Here is a 21,052-nt window from a genome sequence, read left to right as displayed (position 1 = left end):
GCTCAAGCGCCTTTGCCAAACGACAGGACCGGCGCGCCGAGCGCTTCGAAATCAGGCTCGATGCCGAGGCCCGGCCCGGACGGTGCCTTCATGCCGCCATTGACGCGCTTCGGCGCGTTGGCGGCGATGGCTTTTGTGCCGTAGGAATTGAAATCCGTTGCCGAGAAGACGAAATCGGACGGCGTCGACTGCGCCAGATGGGCAATCGCGGCGGTGACGATGTCGCTGCCCCAGGTGTCTTCGATGGTCATGGGGATGCCGTGTGCCACGCACACATCGCGCATGGTGCGCGCCTTCGAAAGGCCACCGACCTTGGAGATTTTCAGGTTGATGACGTCGAATGCGTCGTCGGCCAGGCCGCGTACGAGCATATCCAGACCGGTGATGTTTTCATCCATGATGAAAGGCTTTGCCGTGCGGCGGCGGATCGACAGGCACTCGTCATAGGTGGCGCATGGCTGCTCGATATAGACATCGAGATCGGCCACCGCATCGACCACACGTGCTGCCTCGTGCCGCGACCAGCCGGTGTTGGCGTCGGCCACGAGAATGTCCGTGGCTTCGAGGATTTCGCGGCAGGCGCGGATGCGGGCGATGTCGTCATCCGCATTGCCGCCGACCTTGAGCTGGAACTTGGTGTAGCCCTCGGCCTTGTAGCCGGCGATCTTCTTCGCCATCTGATCGGGGTCTTCCTGCGAGATGGCGCGGTAGAGGCGCACCTCGTCCTGCGCGCTGCCGCCGAGAAGCGTGACCAGCGGCAGGCCGCTTGCCTTGCCGAGAAGATCCCAGCAGGCGATGTCGAGCGGCGCTTTCACATAGGGGTGGCCGTTGAGGGCGGCATCCATGGTGCGGTTGACGAGACCGAGATTGGTGGGGTCGAGGCCGATCAGCTTTGGTGCGATTTCTTCAAGGCCCGCGCGCACACCGCGCGCATAGGATGGCAGATAGGCCGAACCCAGCGGGCAGCATTCGGCATAGCCGGTGAGGCCTTCATCCGTCTCGATGGCGACGACGGTGGAATCGAAGACCTCGACGAAGTTTCCGTTCGACCATGAATAGCGCCCTTCCTTCAGCGGCAGGTCGACCTGATAAGCGCGGATAGCTTTGATTTTCATGGTCTCTCCTCAAACGACAACAAAGCCGTGGGCATAGGGATCGCGGTCGTCGATCATGATCGTGTTGTAGCCCGTGACGCGCGCCCAGCCGGCGACCGAAGGCACGATGGCGGGCTTGCCTGCAACCTGCGTTTCGGCCTCCACACGACCTTCGAACATGGAGCCGATGATGCTTTCGTGGACGAAATCGTCGCCGGGTTTCAGGCGGCCCTTCGCATGCCAGTGCGCCATACGCGCCGAGGTGCCCGTGCCGCAGGGCGAGCGATCGATGGCCTTGTCGCCATAGAACACGGCGTTGCGCGCATGCGCTTCAGGCCGGGAGGGTTTGCCGGTCCACAGAATGTGGCTCAGGCCCTTGATGTCGGGCTTTTCAGGATGGACGAAATCGTATTTCGCGTTGAGGGCCGCGCGCAGTTTCGGGCTCCAGCCAATGAGCTCGCCCGCCGTGTGGTTCGCCATGTCTTCGAAGGCCGCCTGCGGCTCGACGATGGCGTAGAAATTGCCGCCGTAGGCGACATCGACCGTGATTTCGCCAAGCCCCTCGACCTCGGCTGTGAGCCCGGTCGCATGAACGAAGGCCGGCACATTGGTGAGGCGCACCTTTTCGACAAAACGATCGTTCTGCTCATATTCCGCGACGACGAGACCCGCCGGCGTGTCGAGGCGGACCACGCCGGGCTCGCGCGGACGGATGAGGCCATTCTCGATGCCGATGGTGATGGTGCCGATGGTGCCATGGCCGCACATGGGCAGGCAGCCCGACGTTTCGATGAAGAGAATGCCGATGTCGCAATCCTCGCGCGTCGGCGGATAGAGGATGGAGCCGGACATCATGTCGTGGCCGCGCGGCTCGAACATCAGGCCGGTGCGGATCCAGTCATATTCGGCGAGGAAGTGCGCGCGGCGCTCCAGCATGGTGGAGCCCTGAAGCTGCGGACCGCCGCCGGCCACGACCCGCACGGGGTTTCCGCAGGTGTGTCCGTCGATACAGGTGAATGTGCTGACCGCCATGATGCTTTCCTGTCAAAACCGGCCGGGCCGGAAGGGCGATATGTCGATGGGTGTTTTTCGCTCGAGGATCAGATCGGTGATGAGCCGTGCCGTAGCGGCCGACTGGGTGAGCCCCAGATGGCCGTGACCGAAGGCATAGACAATGCGGGGGCTGGAGGAGGCCCGCCCGATAACGGGGAGCGAATCCGGCATGGAGGGGCGCGAGCCCATCCACTCCGTTCCGCCTTCGCGCTTCAGCCCCGGCAGGAAGCCGGCGGCCTTGTCGAGCATGTGCCGTGCGCGCTTGTAATTGACCGGGGCATCGAAGCCGGCGAGCTCGGACGCGCCTCCGACGCGAATGCCCGTGGCAAGCGGCGTGACCACGAAGCCATGCGCTGGAAAGATGACCTGCCGTTTCAGATCGAAACTGCCGGGTGGCAGCGTGGTGTTGTAGCCGCGCTCGGGTGTGACGGGCAATTTGTCGCCGAGGAGCGCAGTGAGCCTGTTCGACCACGGCCCGGCGGCGAGAACGGCATGGCCTGCCTTGAGGGTTCGGCCATCTTCCAGCGCGACGGTTACACCCTCGGCGCCAGGCGAGAGGCGCGAAACGGCCCCTTCGATCAGCTTGACGCCCCGCGCCCGGGCGGCTTCGAGCAGGGCAAGCGCATAGTCGCGCGGGTCGCTGACCGTTTTCCATTGCAGCAGGAACACGCCCTTTACCAATCTCGGCGAGAGGCCCGGCTGCAATTCGGCAAGGCGCGGGCCTTCCACGTGCTCGATCTCGACGCCGGCCTTTTCGCAACGTTCCCAGCTTTTCAGCGAGGCGCGCCATGCGGCCTCGCTCTCATAAAGCTCCAGAGCGCCATCATGGCGCACCAGATGGTCGAGCCCGGCTTCCCGCGTGAGGGTGGCGGTTTCTGTTTCGGAAAGCCGGTTCAGGGCTGCCTGCGCCGCCGTGCTGGCCTCGATGCGATCTGGCATGGAGGCTCGGAAGAAGCGCAGAAGCCACGGCAGAACTTTTGGGAACTCCGCTGGCGGTATGGAAAGCGGCCCCAGCGGATCGAACAGCCATTTGGGCGCCTTGAAGAGAATGCCGGGTGACGCCAGCGGAAGGATGGAAGGAAAGGCGAATGCGCCGGCATTGCCCCGGCTCGCGGCATTGGCCGGCGCATCGCGCTCAATGAGCACGACCTGCCGGCCCGCCTCTGCAAGGCGGAACGCAGTGGCGATGCCGATGATCCCGCCGCCTATGATGGCGACATCGGCGTTTCCTTGCGAACGGGCTTTGCCCATCCTCCGCTCCTTTCGATCAGGGCTGCGTGTAGGCCGTCTTCACCGTCGTGTAGAACTCGACGGCATAGCGCCCCTGTTCGCGCGAGCCGAAGCTCGAGCCCTTTGTGCCGCCGAAAGGCACGTTGTAGTCGACACCGGCGGTCGGCAGGTTGACCATGACCATGCCGGCCTCCGACTTCTGCTTGAAGTCGCTCGCATATTTGAGCGAAGTGGTGCAGATGCCCGAGGAGAGACCGAAGCTCGTGTCGTTGGCGACGTGCAGCGCTTCCTCGTAATCCTTGACGCGGATGACGCTGGCGACAGGCCCGAAGACCTCCTCGCGGTTGATGCGCATATCGTTGCTGGTCTCGGTGAAGAGTGCGGGCGCCATGTAGAAGCCGGGTTTCTCCAGCGTCAGGCGTTCGCCGCCGATGGCGAGCTTTCCGCCTTCCTGTCCAGCGATTTCGACATAGGACAGGTTCTGTTCGAGCTGTTTTTCATCGACCACCGGGCCCATCTGGGTTTTGGGGTCGAGCGCATCGCCGACGACGAGGGTCTTCAGCTTTTCGGTCAGGGCAGCGACGAAGCGGTCGTGGATGCCCTCCGCTACGACGAGGCGGCTGGAGGCCGTGCAGCGCTGCCCGGTGGAGAAGAATGCGCCGTTGAGCGCGGCGCCGACTGCCACATCGAGATCGGCATCGTCGAGAACCACAAGCGGGTTCTTGCCACCCATTTCAAGCTGCACCTTTTTCAGGTGCTCGCCACAGGCTGCCGCAATGCCGCGGCCCGTGGGTACGGAACCGGTGAAGGAAATTGCGCGGACCTTCGGGTTTTCGATCATGCGCGGGCCAAGCTCGGAACCACGGCCCGCAACCAGATTGAACACGCCTTCCGGCAGACCGGAGCGCGAAAGGATTTCCGCCAGCGCCCAGGCCGAGCCCGGCACGAGCTCGGCCGGCTTCAGCACGACCGCATTGCCATAGGCAAGTGCCGGGGCGATCTTCCACGCCGGGATGGCGATGGGGAAGTTCCACGGGGTGATCATACCGATAACGCCCATCGGCTCGCGGCGCATGTCCACCTCGACGCCGGGGCGGATGGAATCGAGACGCTCGCCCGGCAGGCGAACCGCTTCGCCTGCGAAGAACTTGAACACCTGACCGGCACGCACCACCTCGCCGATGCCTTCTGCCAGCGTCTTGCCTTCCTCGCGCGAAAGCAGACGGCCAAGCTCGTCTTTGCGGGCGATGATCTCATTGCCGACGGCATCGAGAATGTCATAGCGCTGCTGCGGGGTGGACCGCGCCCAGCCCGGCGCCGCGTCATGTGCCGCATCGATGGCGCGGTCGAGATCGGCTGCGCCGGAGCGCGCTGCAAGGCCAACGACATCGCGCGTGTCAGACGGGTTGATGTTTTCAACCTGACTATTGCCCTCGATCCACTCGCCGGCAATGTAGTTCTTGAAATGATTGGTGCCTGTTTCGCTCAGCGCCATTGGTGGAATACCCCCGAATTCAATCAGTTTCTGTTTGGCCGTCTCACTTCAACGGGCAGCCTAACGCACACGTGGTCTGCCAGTCATGCGATGGTTCGTTATGCCAGCCTGCCGTTTGCACATAAGACATCTCTCGGTCCACCGACCGGCGGATCATGAGAGCCCGACCAAACATCGCGGAGGAATCTTTAACTCAGATTGGATCCAATATACAATTGTAAAATCGGCAGCTGCAGGACTCGCGTTTGCGTGTCTCAAACGCACAGACACGGAGACGGTGGATGCCAACATGCCTCAGGCGGGATCGACACGATGAAGCTGGACAGAATCGACATCAGACAAACGGCCTCGGCCACCGATCTGGTCTTCGAAGCCCTGCGCAAAGCCATCATCGAGGGTGAACTGGCAGAGGGAGAACATCTGCGGCAGGATCACATCGCGCAGATGTTCAACACCAGCCGCATTCCCGTGCGCGAGGCTCTTCAGCGCCTGGAACAGGACGGCCTGGTGACCACGCAGCGCTTCAAGGGGACGGTGGTGGCGGCGCTCTCGGTCTCAGAGATCGAAGAGATATTCGAGTTTCGTGCCTTGCTTGAGAGCGAAATGATCCGACTTGCCGTTCCAAGCCTCACACGGGAGCAACTGGAGGCCGCCCGGGCAAACCTGCAGGCGTTTGCCGAGACCACCGATCCCGGAAGCTGGGGGGAAGCAAACCGTAACTTCCACTACGGGCTCTACGAGGCTGCAGACCGCCCCTACCATCTGCAAATCATCCGCTCCTCACTCGACCGGGTCGACCGCTATCTTCGCGCGCAGCTTACCCTGACCGACGGCGCGCAGCGCGCAAACCGGGAGCACATGGCAATATTCGAGGCTTGCAGGAAAGGCGACGCGGCTGAGGCTGCCGACCTCACCCGCGCCCACATTCTCGATGCCGGCCGCTCGCTCCTTTCAATATTGGAGAAGCGACGCGGCTAGATGGTCAGCACTGACCGGGACGAACGACCCGGAAGCCGGCAGCACGCGCGCTGCACGCATTGCCGAATGTCCGACGCTGGCCGCCCTTGCGGGCGCAAACAGGCCTGTATTCACGCGTGCAGGCCTGCGGACGGCCTGGCCGGTTCGACTGAGGCCGGCAGGTGCCTGGGCGCACGATCCTGAAACCCTGCGCGCGCGCCGAACACGCATTGCCGAAGGTGCGCTGCTCTCCGCCGCGTCGTGCGCAGACGGGGTTGTATTCCATCGTACACATCTGTGGCCGATCCGGCCGCGGAGGACGAGGGCGATTGGGGCCTTCCTCGACTACGACGGTACAACTCGCCAGAATAATCGCGGCGCCCGCGAGTGCGCCCATCCGGGACATGATCTTTGCAATGAACACGGTCTACCCTCTCTCGACTTTCGGTGCGGAAACTCCGCTCAATCCCCGAAGGCAGATTAGCCGATTTGTGGAACGATTCCATCCCGTTGTACAAAGATCGTAAACAGAAGACCCATCTTCAACGCAGGCGACGAATCGTATCTCCTGCGGGAAAGCAAGTGGGTGACATCCCGTTCTTCTGTTGCCAATCGCCGATGGAACGGCGCGTCTTGAAACCCACGAGACCGTCTGCCCCGCCGACATCATATCCCAGCCGTTCCAGGCCGCGCTGCATTCCGGCAACATCACCGCGGCTGAACCCGCCAACCCGGCCCCATGATGTGGCGAATTCGCTATTGCCATACATGATGCGGTCGCCGGCATGGCCAACGAAAAGCGCATAGAGATCGCTCTCATTGTAATCCTTGAGGCGATAGAAATTCGGCGTGACTATGAAGGCGGGGCCGTAGCGTCCCGCAGGCATCATGAGATATCCCTCGCCCGTGAGCTCGTGCTCGGGGAAAGCCTTTCCACCGACACGCCGAATGCCGAGCGCCTGCCAGTCTGCTATGCGCTTACCGCGATCCGGCCCTTCGAGAGCGCAGGACACGGATTGCGGGACAGTGACTTCAAAACCCCAGTCACGCCCGCGAACCCAGCCATGCTGCGCCAGATAATTGGCGATGGAGGCCAGAGTGTCTGCGTCGGAATTCCAGATGTCGGCCGTGCCATTGCCGTCGCCATCCACCGCGTATTTCAGATAGGACGAGGGCATGAACTGTGGCTGCCCCATCGCACCGGCCCAGGAGGAGCGCATGGTCCGTGGTGAAACGCCCCGGCGCTCCACCATTTCGAGTGCCGCCAGAACCTCTTGCCGGAACATCTCTTTTCGTGTGGCGAGGAACGCCTTGGTGCCGAGAACCTCAAAGGCGTCGTAAGGGATCTTGGCGCGACCAAAGCCGGATTCACGCCCCCAGATGGCGAGCAGGATGCCGCGAGAAACGCCATAACGCTTCTCGATCGCAGCAAGAACGCCGGAAAGCTGACCGGCGCGGGAGCGGCCACCCGAAACAACGCCGCCAATATGTTTGAAATAGGCGGATGGAGCACGGAACTCGGCCTGATGCTGGGTGTCGCTCCGTGGCTTGCCCTGTCCCGGAAGAACGAGATCGGGCAGTTTCAGATTGGGGGAAACATTGGCAAAGGCTGCATTGAAAGTGGCAGAAGAAATGCCGCGCTGCTGCGCCTCGGGCCAGAGATCACTCGTCAACCAGTTGCGGAACTGCGCCTCGATGGATTGGGCAAAGGCTGGCAGGGCGATCAGACTCATGAGCAGGAAGGTGGTGAGGCGGATCGCGTGACAAAATCTCAAGGCGTTTCTCCCGTTGATCAAAAGCTCGTGCGCGACTTCAGCGCCGCCGAGAGCGTTCCCTCATCCAGATAGTCGAGTTCGCCGCCCACCGGAACGCCATGGGCAAGGCGCGTGACCTTCACCTCCATCCCGGCAAGCTGATCAGTGATGTAGTGGGCCGTGGTTTGCCCCTCGACCGTGGCGTTGACGGCGAGGATCAACTCCGACACGCCGCCTTCGGCCACACGACTGACCAGCCCCTTGATGTTGAGATCATCCGGACCGACACCATCAAGCGGAGAGAGCGTGCCGCCGAGAACGTGGTAGCGCGCGTTCATGGCGCCGGCGCGCTCCAGCGCCCAGAGATCGGACACATCCTCCACCACGATGATCGTGCTATTATCGCGGCGCGGATCGGTACACAGGGTGCAGGGATCGCTGGTATCGACATTGCCGCAGGTGGAGCAGATCCGCACCTTGTCGACGGCTTCGGCCATCGCCGCCGCAAGCGGGGCGAAGAGTTGATCCTTCTTCTTGATCAGATGAAGGGCTGCCCGCCTGGCCGAACGCGGCCCAAGCCCCGGCACGCGGGCCAGAAGCTGGATAAGACGTTCGATTTCCGGTCCGGCGATGGATTTTGACATGACTGTTCCGCCCACACATGGCCAAGACGAGGCCGGCCACTCTTGCTGCTAGAACGGCAGCTTCATGCCGGGAGGGATCGGCAGGCCGGCGGTCATTTCCTGGGTTTTCTCCTGAATGGCCGCTTCGAGCTTCGTTTTGGCATCATTGTGCGCAGCAAGGATCAGGTCTTCGAGAATTTCCACATCGTCTTCCTTGAAAAGCGACGGGTCGATTTTCAGCGCCTTCATCTCGGATTTTCCGCTCAGCGTCACCTTGACCGTGCCGCCGCCAGCCTGACCCTCGATTTCCATTTCGGCCATTTCTTCCTGCATAGCCTGAAACTTGGCCTGCATTTCCTTGGCCTTGCCCATGAGGCCCATCAGATCGCGCATTTTGATCTCCAATTCATTCAAAAATCGTCGTCGTCATCATCGTCCGGGTCTATCGGATCGATGGCATCGGCTGTTTCATCAACCGTATCAGGGTCGGTTGCGTCAGGGATACGGATATCGATGATCTTCGCACCGGGGAAGCTGTTGAGGATCGCCGCAACCGCCGGATCAGCCTTTGCATCGGCGATTGCGCTCTCGCGACGCCCCTCTTCCTGCTCGGCGAGCGTCGGCCCGCCAGCCTCGCTCGACAGCGAGACGATCCAGCGACGGCCGGTCCACTCCTTCAACCGGTTGGTCAGGTCGCCCATGACCGTCTTGGGGGCATCTTCGGTTAGACTGATGTCGAGGCGGCCAGGCTCGATAGAGACAAGCCGGACACACCGCTTGAGCAGCACCTTGAAGGCCATGTCCCGCTTTGCATCGGCGAGTTTGGCGATGTCCTCAAGCGAGTTGAGCGGAACGGCGTCCATCTCCTCGGGCACCGCGGCCGGCTGTTGCATCGGCACCGCCGCCGATTCGGGCTGAACCAGGCGCATTGTCTGACCGCCGCCGGACACAGGAGCGTGTTGCGTGGCGACGGCAGAAGCCATGGCGCCGCCACCGCCGCCATTCCCTGAGGGAGACACTCCGGTTGGTGACGAGGATTGACCATTGCTTGCGCCTGCCGGCATATCGTCGAGCCGCTTTAGCGCCTCATCGAGTGTCGGAAGACTGGCCGCGTGGGCGATGCGGATCAGCACCATCTCGCCAGCAGCCATGGGCCGGCCGGAGGACTGCACCTCCTGAATGCCCTTGAGCAGCATCTGCCAGGTCCGCGAGAGAACGCGTACGGACAGCGTTTTGGAGAATTCGAGACCGCGCGTGCGCTCGTCTTCGGAAAGTGCTGCGTCTTCGGCAGCTTCCGGCACGAAACGCAGACGGGTGACCAGATGATTGAACTCGGCCAGATCGTTGAGCACTGTCGCCGGGTCGGCCCCGACATCGTACTGCGCACGGAATTCGGCGAGGGCAGCCGCCACATCGCCCTTCATCAGATGTTCGAACAGGCCGATGATACGGCTTCGGTCGGCCAGCCCCAGCATGTCGCGCACGGTTTCCGCCGTGACCTTGCCTGAGGAATGGGCAATCGCCTGATCGAAGATCGACTGGGCATCGCGCATCGAGCCTTCGGAGGCGCGCGCGATCATGGCCAGCGCCTCGTCTTCGGCTTCCACACCCTCCAGCCCGCCGATGCGGGCAAGATCGGCCTTGATCATGGCCGCATCGATGCGACGCAGATCAAAACGCTGACAGCGCGAGAGGATCGTGATGGGAACCTTGCGGATTTCCGTGGTGGCGAAGATGAACTTCACATGCGGCGGCGGCTCCTCAAGCGTCTTCAACAGGCCGTTGAAGGCCTGGTTGGAGAGCATGTGAACCTCGTCGATGATGAACACCTTGTAGCGCGCGGAAACCGGTGCGTAGCGTGCCTGGTCGATGATGTCGCGAATATCGTCGATGCCGGTATGCGAAGCGGCATCCATCTCCACCACGTCCACGTGGCGGCCTTCGAGGATGGCGCGGCAATGCTCGCCTTCGGTGGAGAGGTCAACCGTCGGCTTGTCGATCGTATCGGTCTTGTAGTTGAGCGCACGCGCCAGAATGCGCGCCGTCGTCGTCTTTCCCACGCCCCGCACACCGGTCAGCATCCATGCCTGCGCGATGCGCCCGGCATTGAAAGCGTTGGTGAGGGTGCGCACCATCGGCTCCTGGCCGATCAGTCCGGTGAAATCGCTGGGGCGGTATTTGCGCGCCAGAACCCGGTAGGCGCCGCCGGCCTTTTCGCTTGTCTTGGTGCCGGCCTCGCTCATTGCCTTCTCGCGCTCCGTGTTTTGTCCTGACGCTGGCAGTGTCCCCTTGGACAAGGTTCTGCGTCAATGGACAATGTGGACGGCAAGGCTGATATCCGGTGAATGCGGCCTGAGAAAGAAAAGAAGGTGGGAGGCTGGCACGGCGACCCGTGCCTGGCTCGTTAGGGCTGCTTCCTTCCGGACCTGACCCGGTTGGCGAGTGGCGCGTCCACCACCAACCTCCCAGCCCCCATATCGGAAATTGTGAGAACAAATGCAAGGGCAAGAGACGCGCTTTCGTGAGCTTGATCAATCATTCGCTTGCAGGCGCAGGCGGCTGCATCTAGCGTTGACGAGCAAAATGAGGAGAGCCGATGCTACCAGACGCAAAACAGGGTTTCGAGCTTGATCCAAAGCTGGAGGCTGAAAGCCTGCATGTGATGTGGCTCGGCCTGTGTGAATTGCGCCTGTGCGATGACAGGAGATGGCCCTGGCTCATTCTGGTTCCACAGCGCCCCGGTGCGGAGGAAATCCATGACCTGACACCTCTCGATCAGGCCATGGTCAGCTTCGAGACCAACATGGTCGCGCAGATGCTGAAAGAATTGACCGGCTGCACGAAGATCAACAGCGCCGCACTCGGCAACGTGGTTCGGCAGTTGCACATCCATGTGGTGGCGCGCAGCGAGGATGACCCCGGATGGCCCGGCCCTGTCTGGGGACATGGCGTGCGTGAGCCCTATCGCCGCGAAGACCTGCACCAGTTCGCCGAGACGATTCGCGGCAAGCTATGAGTTTTCCTGAAACCCGGTAGATCGCCCTTCATGACCTTTCCATTTTTCGACACCCCACGCGACGAAGCGAGCCAGCGCGTCGCCTTTTCCGGAAACCGCATCGACCGACAGGCTGAAGCCCGTACAGACGATGCCGGGGAACGCGCGCTGGAGAACCCGAACGCGCGCCTGCTTTTGTTTTCGCAAGGGCGGCTTTTCATGCGTGTTGACGGTGACGAGGCGTTCAATCCCTATTTTCCACGAGACGAAGCCTCTCGCCTAGCGGCCGACCTGAAGGGTGCGGTGCTTCTTGGCCATGAGGACGGAAAGCCGGTTCTGGCCGTACCCTCGACGGCAGATATTGAAAACCTGCCTGGGCCTCTCAAGGCAATCGACTATCGTTCCATCTATACGCAGGGACTTTTGCAGCCCTCTGAACTTGGCGCGCTGGCGCAGGGAGCAGCGCTGCTAGCCTGGCACGAGAGCCATCGGTTCTGTGGTCGCTGCGGCAGCGAGACCGAGATGCGCGACGGTGGCTATAAGCGACATTGCCCGGCTTGCGGTCGTGATCATTTTCCCCGTACCGATCCGGTGGTGATCATGCTTGCGGTGCGTGGCGAGCATTGCCTTTTGGGCCGCAGCCCTCATTTCGCACCGGGCATGGTTTCCTGTCTTGCGGGATTTGTGGAACCCGGCGAGACAATCGAGGCTGCGGTGCGGCGCGAAACGCAGGAAGAGGCCGGCATAACTGTGGGTTCTGTCGCCTACCATGCCAGCCAGCCCTGGCCGTTTCCCTACTCGCTCATGATCGGCTGTTATGGAAAGGCCGAGAGCGAGGCGGTCACCATGGACGAAAACGAGTTGGAGGCATGCCGCTGGTTTTCCCGCGAGGAGGTCCGGCTCATGCTGGACAACAAGCATCCGGAGGGCTACCGCGTGCCGCCCACGGGCGCGATAGCCAACACACTCATACGCGACTGGGTGCTCGCAGGGTGAACATATTGCCCCGATGACTAATCGTCATCTTCCGTCTGCGTGGCACGAAAGGGATGCCCCTCATAAACGCCGAGGATGCGCACTTCGCGCGAGAAGAAGCTGAGTTCCTCCAGCGCCAGCGCGACATTGCGGTCGTCCGGATGCCCTTCTACATCGGCGTAGAACAGGGTGGAAAAGAACTTTCCGCCAAGCTGATAGCTCTCAAGCTTCGTCATATTGACGCCATTGGTGGCAAAACCGCCCATGGCCTTGTAGAGCGCGGCGGGAACGTTGCGCACCCGGAAGATGAACGTGGTCATCATGAGCTGCTCGGAGGAGGTCCGCGCTGCCTGCTTCTCCTCCTTGGACAGGACAACGAAGCGGGTGACGTTGTTGTCGGTGTCCTCGACATTCTCCATGGCGATGTCGAGACCATAGAGTTCGGATGCCAGCCGTGGCGCAAGTGCGGCATTGGAGCGCTCGCCCAACTCTGCGACGAGGCGGGCGGCACCTGCGGTATCGCCGGCGACCGTGCCCTTCCAGCGGTTCTTGCGAATGATGTTGCGGCATTGTCCGAGCGCGTGAATGTGGCTGTAGACCGTCTTGATCTCCTCGGTCTTCACACCCGGCAGCACCATGAGCTGAAAGTGGATCGGCAGGAAATATTCACCGACAATATGAAGTTTCGAACGCGGAAGAAGATGATGGATATCCGCCACCCGTCCGGCGATCGTGTTCTCGATCGGGATCATCGCCAGATCGGCCGCGCCGGTCTCGACGGCGGTGAAGCAGTCCTCAAAGGTCGGACAGGGAAGCGGCTCCATGTCAGGAAACATGTTGCGGCAGGCTGTGTCGGAATTTGCACCGGGCTCGCCCTGGAAAGCGATTTTGTTTGTCTTGGCTGCCATGATCATGTGTCCGTTTTCAATGCGAGTCTTTGCCTGGCTCTCTCCAGGTCTTCAGGGGTGTCTACACCCAGCGGCACCGATGCGACGATCTGCACATCAATGCGCATACCGGCCTCCAGCGCCCGCAACTGCTCCAGCCGCTCGCGCGTTTCCAGGACAGAGGGGGGCAGAGAAACGAAACGCTGCAGCGCCGCGCGCCGATAGGCATAGATGCCGACATGATGATAGAGCGGTCCGTCTCCCCAGGGGGCGGTCGCACGGGTGAAGTAAAGCGCCCGCAAGCGGGACGAATCGCTGTCCAGGGGGGCGCCCACTATCTTCACCACGTTGGGGTTGGTTTTTTCTGCCTCATCCCGAATCTCCACGCCGAGGGTGGCGATATCCACCTGCGGGTCGCTCAGCGGGCCTGCGACAGCGCGAATGTCCTCCGGGGCGATGGTGGGCAGATCGCCCTGCAGATTGATGATGCGCTCAAAGCGACCGTCCGGATCAAGGCTGCCCAGCGCCTCGAAGATGCGGTCGGAACCGGACTGATGATCGGTGCGCGTCATGATGGCGGTGAAACCGGCTTTCTGGACGACCGCCGCCACCTCCGCCGAATCGGTCGCGACAGCCACATCGCCAGCCTCGCTCTCTCTTGCACGGCGAGCGACATGCACAATCATCGGCGCGCCCGCGATATCGGCCAATGGCTTGCCCGGCAATCTGGTCGAGGCCATACGCGCGGGAATTATGATCAGGCTGGACATGGAGGCCGGAACTCTTTTGAATTGCTAAAGTGGCAAAAAGTCTCACTGGGAAGTGCCTTATATGTGTTGCATGCGCGGAGCAAAAGACCTAGTTTCCGCGCGATTTTACCGGCAACGGCCGAACGCGGGGGACATTGGCGCTGAAGTTTCTTTCTTCTCGCCGCCGCGAGCGTCCGGAATAGGGAGCCTCAGGGCGTATGAACTCGTTCGAACTCAACAAAATCCTCGGCGCGCTTCTGGGCGCCGTTTTCGTCATCTTCTCGGTCAGCATTCTTTCGGACGCGATTTTCTCGTCGCCGCCACCTGCGACACCGGGCTATGCGATCGAGGTGGCCGAGGACGCTGGTGCAGGCGCATCCGAGGGGCCGGCTGAGCCGGAATCCATTGCGCCGCTTCTCGCCTCCGCTGACGCCGGCAAAGGCGAGAATATCTTCAAGCGCTGTCAGGCATGCCACACGGTCGATGAAGGTGGGGCAAACAAGGTTGGTCCCAACCTTTGGGAGATCGTGAACCGGCCGGTCGCAAGCCATGAAGGCTTTGGTTACTCTGCAGCCATGCAGGAATTCGCGCAGGGCGGTAGCGTGACCTGGACTTACGAAAACCTGGATCACTTCCTGACCAACCCCAAGGGCTTCGTTTCGGGAACCGCGATGGCATTCGCCGGTCTGAAGAAAATCGAAGACCGGGCCGATCTGATCGCCTATCTGCGCCAGCACGCTTCCAGCCCTGCACCTTTGCCAGAGCCTGAAGCTGAAAGTGGCGATGATGCTGCGGCCGCCCCGGCGGAAGGCGAGGAGGCTGCTCCCGCCCCCGAAGGCGAGGCCGCCCCGGCTGAAGAAACAACAGCTCCGGCTGAGACGCAGAACAGCGAAGAAGCTGCTCCTGCAGAGGAAACCTCCACGGATGAGGCGCCTGCAGAAGAAGCTCCCGCCGAAGGCGAAGAAAACGCTACATCCGGCAACTAACGAAAATTTAATTTTGCAGAGCTTGAAAAAGCCGGTTTCGACCGGCTTTTTTGTTGCCCGAAAGCATCTCATGGAGAGAGCTTAGGCCCTTGCCATGCGTGGGGGATGGTCTACCTTTCGGCTGGGAACCAAAACACAATGAGGAGAATGCCATGCGGGTGATCGGTGCAAGAGCAACCAGGGCGGTCTGCCTCGCCACGGCTCTTCTGTTCGCCAGCCATCCCGCAAGCGCCGAAGACGAATGGCTCACCAGTTCGTCGCTTATAAAGTCCGAAAGCCAAAAAGGCACGTTCGAGCGCTATGACTATGTAAATCCGGACGCGCCCAAGGGTGGAACGCTGAATTCCGTTGCGCTTGGCACCTATGACAGTTTCAACCCGTTCATCGTGCGTGGTACCCAGGCAGCCGGTCTCAACTATTTTGGCGGCTTTCTCTGGGACACGCTGATGCAGCAGTCTTTGACCGAGCCCAGCACGAGCTACCCGCTCGTTGCCGAAGCGTTCAAACATCCCGAGGACAACTCATCCGCCACCTACCGCATCAATCCCAAGGCGCGCTGGCATGACGGTACGCCGATTACGGCAGACGATGTGGTGTGGTCTCTCAACATGCTCAAGAAGCACAGTCCGCAACACACGCGGTATTTTTCCAGCGTTGTGGAAGCGGTGGCCCTGTCCGAACGCGAGGTGGAATTTCGCTTCGACCAGGCGGGCAACAAGGAACTGCCGCACATTATGGGCGATCTTCCCGTGCTGCCGAAGCACTGGTGGGAAGGCACAGACGCCGAGGGCAAAAAGCGTGACTTTACGCAGCCCACACTCGAGCCGCCGCTTGGAAGCGGCCCATACATGATCGAGAGCTTTACACCCGGCTCAGAAATTGTCTGGAAGCGGGTGGAGGATTACTGGGCCGCTGATCTGCCTGTGCATGTCGGGCGCTACAATTTCGATCGCCGCAGATACACCTATATTCAGGACGAGAATGCCGCCTGGCTCGCCTTCACCAAGGGTGGGCTGCAGGATATTCGCGTGGAGAACCGCTCGCGCCGCTGGGCGACGGAATACACATTTCCGGCCGTCAAGGATGGCGACGTCATCAAGAAAGAATTTCCGACGGGCGGAGCGGAGCCGATGCAAGGCTTCGTTCTCAACACGCGCCGCCCCAAATTTCAGGACCGCCGGATTCGCCAAGCGCTGACGCTCGCCTTCAACTTCGAGGACATGAACCGCACACTCTTCTTCGATAGCTATACCCGTACGGACAGCTATTTCGAAGGAACCGAGCTGGCCGCAACCGGCCTGCCAGAGGGACGCGAACTGGAGATTCTCGAGGAATTCAAGGACAAGCTTCCGCCGGAAGTGTTTACCGACGCGTTCAAGCTCCCGGTCTATGACAATCCGCAGGCGGAGCGGACCTATCTGCGTGAAGCCATCAAGCTCTTTTCCGAAGCGGGATGGAGCATCAAGGGCGGCAAGATGACGAATGACGGCACCGGCCAGCAATTCACCATCGAGTTTCTTGGGAACAGCCCCACTGACGAAATCACGACCGGGCCTTACATGGCGGCGCTGCGCAAGATCGGTATCGACGTGTCGCTGCGCATCATCGACCCGTCGCAATATGTGAACCGCATCCGCAATTTCGATTTCGACGCAGTGGCGAGCATCTTCGTCAACTCGCTCTCACCAGGGAACGAACAACGCGAATACTGGGGATCGAAGGCGGCAGACACCCCCGGCACTCGCAATCTTGCAGGGGTCAAGAGCCCCATCGTGGATGCGCTCGTTGAAAAGATCATCTATGCGCAGGACCGCGAAGAGCTTGTTGCGGCAAGCCGGGCGCTCGACAGGGTTTTGTTGTGGAATTATTTTTGGGTGCCTCAGTGGCATGCGCCTTATGTTCGCATCGCCTACTGGGACAAGTTCGGTATGCCGGATAAGCAGCCCGAATATGCCGGCGTCGACCTTGATTCCTGGTGGATCGATCCGGAGCGCGAAAAAGCGCTGGCCGCGAAATACCGGAGCCAGAATTGAGCGGGCGCGAAAAGCTACCGCGCCGGGACTTCCTGTCGCTCGCCGGTGCGGCGATCGCCCTCCCGTTGCTACCGCACGACGTGTTTGCCGATGTGGAGACCGGATCGCCACTGCATGGGCTGTCTGCGTTCGGCGACCTCAAATATGCGCCGGGCTTCAGCCATTTCGACTACGCCAGCCCAGATGCACCAAAAGGCGGCACGTTCAATTTTCAGCCCGGGTACTGGTTCTTCAACCAGAACGTCCTGACCTTCAATACGCTGAATTCCTTTGTTCGCACCGGCGATGCGCCACCGCGCATGGAGATCTGTTTCGATTCCCTCATGGTGCGGGCCTATGACGAGCCCGATGCAATATACGGGCTTCTGGCCGAGAGCGTGACGCTTTCCGACGACCGCAACGGGTTCACCTTCAAACTCCGCCCGGAGGCCCGGTTTCATGATGGCTCACCGGTCACCGCCGAAGACGTGGCCTTCACCTACGACCTGCTGAAGGAGAAGGGTCACCCGCAGCTGCAGCTGCCACTCACCGAGATGACCGAGGCCTCGGCCGAAGGGTCCGATCTGGTCCATCTGCGGTTTTCCGGTGCGCAATCACGCCGCAATATTCTCACCGTTGCGGGTTTCCCGATCTTTTCAAAGGCGTTTGTCGAGAAAAACGGTTTCGACAGCTCCCGTCTGGTGCCCCTCCTCGGCTCAGGCCCCTACAAGGTGGGGCGCTTTTCGGCCGGGCGCTACGTGGAATACGACCGCGTGGAAGACTACTGGGCGCGCGATCTCGGCCCAGCCAAGGGGTTCAACCATTTCGACACGATCCGCATCGACTTCTACCGCGACCGCAATGCCGGGTTCGAGGCTTTCAAGAAGGGCGATGTCTACTGGCGCGAGGAGTTCACATCGCGCGTCTGGGCGACGGGGTACGATTTTCCCGCCATTCGCGATGGCCGCGTGCTTCAAACCGAAATCCCCGGTGAGAAGCGCCCACAACTCTATGGCCTCGTGCTCAACCAGCGACGTGAACAATTCAAGGATGTGCGGGTGCGCGAAGCCATCAGCCTGTGCTTCGACTTCGAATGGACCAACCGAAACCTGTTCTACGACGCCTATACGCGGTCGCACTCGTTTTTCGAACGCTCGCCTTACATGGCCGAGGGAGATCCCTCGCCCGAGGAGCAGGCGCTGCTCGACCGCTTTCGCGGCGAGGCGCCGGAGGCAGCGTTTGGAGAGGCGGTGAAGCAACCGGTCTCCGACGGATCGGGCCGCGACCGCAACAATCTGAGACGCGCGCGCCAGCTTCTGACGGAGGCCGGCTGGACCCCGCGTGACGGTGTTCTCCACAATGAAAAGGGCACGCGCTTCACACTGGAATATCTGGTGCGGGATGAACTCTTCCTGCGGCAGGATGCGAGCTTCGGCGAGAACCTGCGGGCCATCGGCGTCGATGCGTCCACCCGTGTGGTCGATGCCTCGCAGTATCAAAGCCGGCAAAGTGCATTCGATTTCGACATGATCTCCATGGCGATCGGGCTGACGGCCACACCGGATGCAAACGGGCTCGAACAGATATTCCACTCGCGCACGGCAAGTGTCGAAGGGACCTACAATTTTGCAGGCACAGCCGATCCGGTGGTCGATGAACTGATTGAAATTGCCGGTAAGGCGAAAAGCCGCGACGAACTGACCGTCACGCTAAAGGTGTTGGACAGGGTCTTGCGTGCAAGGCGCGACTGGATTCCAAATTGGCACCTGACGAATCACCGCGTGGCCCACTGGGACATGTTCGGGTACAGCGACAACAAGCCGGATTACTTCTTCCCCGTGGAATCACTCTGGTGGTTTGAAGAAGAAAAGGCAAAAGAGATTGGCAAGGCGTAGGGGCGGCGTGGCAGATTTTCTCTCAATTTCAAGCTTGAATAGAGCGGCTGACTGATGGGCGCCTATATCCTGCGTCGACTGCTGCTCATGATCCCGACCCTGTTCGGCATCATGGCCATTTCCTTCATCGTCGTGCAGTTCGCACCCGGCGGCCCCGTGGAACAGGTGATCGCCCAGATCACCGGCCAGGCCGGCGGCGCCGATGCGCGCATATCGGGCGGTGGCGGCGATTTCGGCAATCAGGGTTTTGACGGCGGTTCTGTCGAAGGCAGCGGCGTGACCTCGAAATATCGCGGTGCGCAGGGTCTCGATCCGGAGTTCATCGCCTCGCTTGAAAAGCAGTTCGGCTTCGACAAACCACCGCTTGAGCGCTTCGCCCTGATGATCTGGAATTATGCGCGGTTCGATTTTGGCGAAAGCTATTTCCGCGATATATCCGTGATCGATCTGATCCTGGAAAAAATGCCGGTCTCGATCTCGCTCGGTCTCTGGATCACGCTGATTTCCTACGGGATTTCCATTCCGCTCGGCATCCGCAAGGCGGTGAAGGATGGCTCGGCATTCGACGTGTGGACCAGCGGTGTGGTGATCGTCGCCTATGCCATTCCCGGCTTCCTGTTCGCCATTCTCCTGATGGTTCTTTTCGCCGGCGGCTCCTTCTTCGACTGGTTTCCGCTGCGCGGCCTGACCTCTGACAATTGGGAAAGCCTTTCCTGGCCCGCGCGTATTCTCGATTATTTCTGGCACCTTGCGCTGCCTTTGACGGCCATGGTGCTCTCGGCCTTCGCCACGACGACGCTTCTGACTAAGAACTCGTTTCTCGATGAAATCCGCAAGCAATATGTGGTGACCGCGCGCGCCAAGGGGCTTTCCGAGCGCCAGGTGCTCTATGGCCATGTGTTCCGCAACGCGATGCTGATCATCATCGCCGGATTTCCCGGTGCATTTATCTCTGCCTTTTTCACGGGCTCGCTTTTGATCGAAAGCATTTTCTCGCTCGACGGGCTCGGGCTTCTGGGCTTCCGCTCGGTGATCGACCGCGATTACCCGGTGGTCTTCGCCAATCTCTACATCTTCTCGCTGCTTGGCCTGGTCATCAGCCTGATCTCGGATGTGACCTACACGCTGATCGACCCCCGCATCGACTTCGAGCGGAGGGATGTGTGATGTCCGATATTCAGGTGCAAAGCGAAGTGGCGGCGGTGCGGCGCCCCGGCAGAAGGCCGTGGCTTTCGCCGATCAACAAGCGCCGCTGGCAGAACTTTTGCGCCAACCGGCGGGGCTACTGGTCTCTCTGGATATTCCTGATCCTGTTCGTGCTGTCGCTGTTTGCCGAATTTCTCGCCAACGACAAGCCAGTGCTCGCCTATTACAAAGGCGAAGTTCTGTTCCCGGTCATGGTGGATTATCCGGAAGAGAAATTCGGTGGTTTCCTCGCGGTGACAGACTATCGCGATCCGATCATTTCCGAGGAGATCGAGGCCAATGGATGGATGGTGTGGCCACCCATCCGCTATTCCTACCGCACTGTGAACAACGAGATTCCCGAAGCGGCCCCTGCCAAGCCTTCATGGATGTACACCAAGGAGGAGCGCTGCGGGCGCTATCTGCAGGGGGTGGACGACCCGGCCTGCACGCTCGGCAACTGGAACTGGCTTGGCACGGATGATCAGGCGCGCGACGTGCTCTCGCGCGTAATCTACGGGTTCCGCATCTCGGTTCTTTTCGGCCTGATCCTGACCGGTGCCTCTGCGTTGATCGGCGTGAGCGCCGGCGCGATACAGGGCTATTTCGGCGGCTGGACCGATCTTCTCTTCCAGCGCTTTATCGAGATATGGTCCTCCATTCCGGTTCTCTATCTGATCCTGATCATCGCCGCCGTTCTGCCGCCGGGCTTCTTCATCCTGCTCGGCATCATGCTGCTTTTCTCGTGGGTGGCCTTTGTTGGGGTGGTGCGCGCCGAATTCCTGCGCGCACGCAATTTCGAATATGTGAGTGCGGCGCGGGCGCTTGGCGTTTCCAACCGCACGATCATCTTCCGCCACCTTCTGCCTAATGCGATGGTGGCCACCCTCACCTTCCTGCCCTTCATCCTGAACGGTTCGATCACGACACTGACATCACTCGACTTTCTGGGCTTCGGCCTGCCGCCGGGGTCACCCTCGCTGGGGGAACTGTTGCGGCAGGGCCAGCGCAACCTCAACGCGCCATGGCTCGGCATCGCCGGCTTCCTGAGCCTTTCGATCATGCTATCGCTCCTGATCTTCATCGGCGAAGCCGTGCGCGATGCCTTCGACCCGCGGAAGACGTTCAAATGATGGGCCGGATGACCTATATTGAACGGGCT

At 61.0% G+C, this 21,052-nt stretch carries 18 protein-coding genes and 1 other RNA gene; 8 read left to right on the top strand and 11 right to left on the bottom strand.

Annotation, left to right across the window (positions count from 1 at the left end; genetic code table 11):
- Positions 1-2: 2 nt before the first annotated feature.
- The 4 genes from AC2CHD_RS08480 to AC2CHD_RS08465 are packed head-to-tail and all read right to left on the bottom strand — an operon-like array spanning position 3 to position 4,872.
- Positions 3-1,115, bottom strand: a complete 1,113-nt coding sequence (locus tag AC2CHD_RS08480) for a cis-3-hydroxy-L-proline dehydratase (RefSeq protein WP_484553344.1) — start codon at positions 1,113-1,115, stop codon at positions 3-5.
- Between the two features lie 9 nt (positions 1,116-1,124).
- On the bottom strand, positions 1,125-2,126 hold the full coding sequence (locus AC2CHD_RS08475; protein ID WP_484553343.1) for a 4-hydroxyproline epimerase: 1,002 nt from the start codon (positions 2,124-2,126) through the stop codon (positions 1,125-1,127).
- Positions 2,127-2,138: 12 nt separating this feature from the next.
- Positions 2,139-3,398 carry an NAD(P)/FAD-dependent oxidoreductase gene (locus AC2CHD_RS08470; RefSeq protein WP_484553342.1) on the bottom strand — a complete coding sequence of 420 codons (1,260 nt, stop codon included), beginning with the start codon at positions 3,396-3,398 and terminating at the stop codon, positions 2,139-2,141.
- Positions 3,399-3,414: 16 nt separating this feature from the next.
- The gene (locus AC2CHD_RS08465) at positions 3,415-4,872 is read right to left on the bottom strand and encodes an aldehyde dehydrogenase family protein (protein ID WP_484553341.1); all 1,458 of its coding nucleotides are present in this window, start codon (positions 4,870-4,872) and stop codon (positions 3,415-3,417) included.
- A 312-nt stretch (positions 4,873-5,184) separates the two neighbouring features.
- On the opposite strand from AC2CHD_RS08465, the gene AC2CHD_RS08460 reads away from it, so the two are divergent.
- Entirely contained in the window at positions 5,185-5,850 is a 666-nt protein-coding gene (locus AC2CHD_RS08460; protein ID WP_229450207.1) for a GntR family transcriptional regulator, read from the top strand.
- A 521-nt stretch (positions 5,851-6,371) separates the two neighbouring features.
- On the opposite strand, the gene AC2CHD_RS08455 is transcribed toward AC2CHD_RS08460, so the two are convergent.
- From AC2CHD_RS08455 to ffs, 5 genes are all read right to left on the bottom strand, one after another.
- Complete coding sequence (locus AC2CHD_RS08455; RefSeq protein ID WP_229450626.1) at positions 6,372-7,562, bottom strand: lytic murein transglycosylase; 1,191 nt, start codon at positions 7,560-7,562, stop codon at positions 6,372-6,374.
- Positions 7,563-7,621: 59 nt separating this feature from the next.
- The gene (recR, locus tag AC2CHD_RS08450; protein WP_229450205.1) at positions 7,622-8,227 is read right to left on the bottom strand and encodes a recombination mediator RecR; all 606 of its coding nucleotides are present in this window, start codon (positions 8,225-8,227) and stop codon (positions 7,622-7,624) included.
- Between the two features lie 48 nt (positions 8,228-8,275).
- The gene (locus tag AC2CHD_RS08445) at positions 8,276-8,599 is read right to left on the bottom strand and encodes a YbaB/EbfC family nucleoid-associated protein (RefSeq protein WP_229450204.1); all 324 of its coding nucleotides are present in this window, start codon (positions 8,597-8,599) and stop codon (positions 8,276-8,278) included.
- 17 nt (positions 8,600-8,616) lie between these two features.
- A complete protein-coding gene (locus tag AC2CHD_RS08440) occupies positions 8,617-10,449 on the bottom strand; it encodes a DNA polymerase III subunit gamma/tau (protein ID WP_484553340.1) in 1,833 nt (610 codons plus the stop codon).
- A 126-nt stretch (positions 10,450-10,575) separates the two neighbouring features.
- Positions 10,576-10,672, bottom strand: an RNA gene (gene ffs, locus AC2CHD_RS08435) — signal recognition particle sRNA small type.
- Between the two features lie 130 nt (positions 10,673-10,802).
- On the opposite strand from ffs, the gene AC2CHD_RS08430 reads away from it, so the two are divergent.
- A complete protein-coding gene (locus AC2CHD_RS08430; protein WP_229450202.1) occupies positions 10,803-11,222 on the top strand; it encodes an HIT domain-containing protein in 420 nt (139 codons plus the stop codon).
- A gap of 30 nt (positions 11,223-11,252) precedes the next feature.
- The gene (nudC, locus tag AC2CHD_RS08425; protein WP_484553339.1) at positions 11,253-12,197 is read left to right on the top strand and encodes an NAD(+) diphosphatase; all 945 of its coding nucleotides are present in this window, start codon (positions 11,253-11,255) and stop codon (positions 12,195-12,197) included.
- 17 nt (positions 12,198-12,214) lie between these two features.
- Here nudC and AC2CHD_RS08420 read toward each other — a convergent pair whose 3' ends face one another.
- The gene (locus tag AC2CHD_RS08420) at positions 12,215-13,090 is read right to left on the bottom strand and encodes a prephenate dehydratase (RefSeq protein ID WP_484553338.1); all 876 of its coding nucleotides are present in this window, start codon (positions 13,088-13,090) and stop codon (positions 12,215-12,217) included.
- Positions 13,087-13,833: a 3-deoxy-manno-octulosonate cytidylyltransferase gene (locus tag AC2CHD_RS08415; RefSeq protein ID WP_484553337.1), complete on the bottom strand. Its 747-nt coding sequence runs from the start codon at positions 13,831-13,833 to the stop codon at positions 13,087-13,089. Before AC2CHD_RS08415 ends, AC2CHD_RS08420 begins: the two co-directional genes overlap by 4 nt.
- A gap of 197 nt (positions 13,834-14,030) precedes the next feature.
- Between AC2CHD_RS08415 and AC2CHD_RS08410 the strand changes: the two genes are divergently transcribed.
- The 5 genes from AC2CHD_RS08410 (at position 14,031) to AC2CHD_RS08390 (ending at position 21,023) form a co-directional block, all read left to right on the top strand.
- Positions 14,031-14,798 carry a c-type cytochrome gene (locus AC2CHD_RS08410; protein WP_484553336.1) on the top strand — a complete coding sequence of 256 codons (768 nt, stop codon included), beginning with the start codon at positions 14,031-14,033 and terminating at the stop codon, positions 14,796-14,798.
- 152 nt (positions 14,799-14,950) lie between these two features.
- Positions 14,951-16,831: an extracellular solute-binding protein gene (locus tag AC2CHD_RS08405; protein WP_484553335.1), complete on the top strand. Its 1,881-nt coding sequence runs from the start codon at positions 14,951-14,953 to the stop codon at positions 16,829-16,831.
- Entirely contained in the window at positions 16,828-18,705 is a 1,878-nt protein-coding gene (locus AC2CHD_RS08400; RefSeq protein ID WP_484553334.1) for an extracellular solute-binding protein, read from the top strand. Before AC2CHD_RS08405 ends, AC2CHD_RS08400 begins: the two co-directional genes overlap by 4 nt.
- Before the next feature lie 54 nt (positions 18,706-18,759).
- Complete coding sequence (locus AC2CHD_RS08395) at positions 18,760-19,872, top strand: microcin C ABC transporter permease YejB (RefSeq protein ID WP_484553333.1); 1,113 nt, start codon at positions 18,760-18,762, stop codon at positions 19,870-19,872.
- The gene (locus AC2CHD_RS08390; RefSeq protein ID WP_484553332.1) at positions 19,872-21,023 is read left to right on the top strand and encodes an ABC transporter permease; all 1,152 of its coding nucleotides are present in this window, start codon (positions 19,872-19,874) and stop codon (positions 21,021-21,023) included. The genes AC2CHD_RS08395 and AC2CHD_RS08390 overlap by 1 nt, the downstream gene beginning before the upstream one ends.
- Positions 21,024-21,052 lie beyond the last annotated feature (29 nt).

The organism is Nitratireductor sp. ATLC21 (genome assembly GCF_057196525.1).
Note: the sequence above shows the minus strand (reverse complement) of the source record. Positions and strands in the feature narration are given on the sequence as shown.

What these genes read in the sequence shown, in the direction of transcription:
- AC2CHD_RS08430 (WP_229450202.1), top strand. Translation starts at nt 10,803, where the DNA reads ATGCTACCAGACGCAAAACAGGGTTTCGAGCTTGATCCAAAGCTGGAG.
- AC2CHD_RS08390 (WP_484553332.1), top strand. Translation starts at nt 19,872, where the DNA reads ATGTCCGATATTCAGGTGCAAAGCGAAGTGGCGGCGGTGCGGCGCCCC.
- AC2CHD_RS08465 (WP_484553341.1), bottom strand. Translation starts at nt 4,872, where the DNA reads ATGGCGCTGAGCGAAACAGGCACCAATCATTTCAAGAACTACATTGCC.
- AC2CHD_RS08455 (WP_229450626.1), bottom strand. Translation starts at nt 7,562, where the DNA reads ATGAGTCTGATCGCCCTGCCAGCCTTTGCCCAATCCATCGAGGCGCAG.
- AC2CHD_RS08440 (WP_484553340.1), bottom strand. Translation starts at nt 10,449, where the DNA reads ATGAGCGAGGCCGGCACCAAGACAAGCGAAAAGGCCGGCGGCGCCTAC.
- AC2CHD_RS08475 (WP_484553343.1), bottom strand. Translation starts at nt 2,126, where the DNA reads ATGGCGGTCAGCACATTCACCTGTATCGACGGACACACCTGCGGAAAC.
- AC2CHD_RS08415 (WP_484553337.1), bottom strand. Translation starts at nt 13,833, where the DNA reads ATGTCCAGCCTGATCATAATTCCCGCGCGTATGGCCTCGACCAGATTG.
- AC2CHD_RS08480 (WP_484553344.1), bottom strand. Translation starts at nt 1,115, where the DNA reads ATGAAAATCAAAGCTATCCGCGCTTATCAGGTCGACCTGCCGCTGAAG.
- nudC (WP_484553339.1), top strand. Translation starts at nt 11,253, where the DNA reads ATGACCTTTCCATTTTTCGACACCCCACGCGACGAAGCGAGCCAGCGC.
- AC2CHD_RS08405 (WP_484553335.1), top strand. Translation starts at nt 14,951, where the DNA reads ATGCGGGTGATCGGTGCAAGAGCAACCAGGGCGGTCTGCCTCGCCACG.
- AC2CHD_RS08395 (WP_484553333.1), top strand. Translation starts at nt 18,760, where the DNA reads ATGGGCGCCTATATCCTGCGTCGACTGCTGCTCATGATCCCGACCCTG.
- AC2CHD_RS08470 (WP_484553342.1), bottom strand. Translation starts at nt 3,398, where the DNA reads ATGGGCAAAGCCCGTTCGCAAGGAAACGCCGATGTCGCCATCATAGGC.
- AC2CHD_RS08420 (WP_484553338.1), bottom strand. Translation starts at nt 13,090, where the DNA reads ATGATCATGGCAGCCAAGACAAACAAAATCGCTTTCCAGGGCGAGCCC.
- recR (WP_229450205.1), bottom strand. Translation starts at nt 8,227, where the DNA reads ATGTCAAAATCCATCGCCGGACCGGAAATCGAACGTCTTATCCAGCTT.
- AC2CHD_RS08410 (WP_484553336.1), top strand. Translation starts at nt 14,031, where the DNA reads ATGAACTCGTTCGAACTCAACAAAATCCTCGGCGCGCTTCTGGGCGCC.
- AC2CHD_RS08460 (WP_229450207.1), top strand. Translation starts at nt 5,185, where the DNA reads ATGAAGCTGGACAGAATCGACATCAGACAAACGGCCTCGGCCACCGAT.
- AC2CHD_RS08445 (WP_229450204.1), bottom strand. Translation starts at nt 8,599, where the DNA reads ATGCGCGATCTGATGGGCCTCATGGGCAAGGCCAAGGAAATGCAGGCC.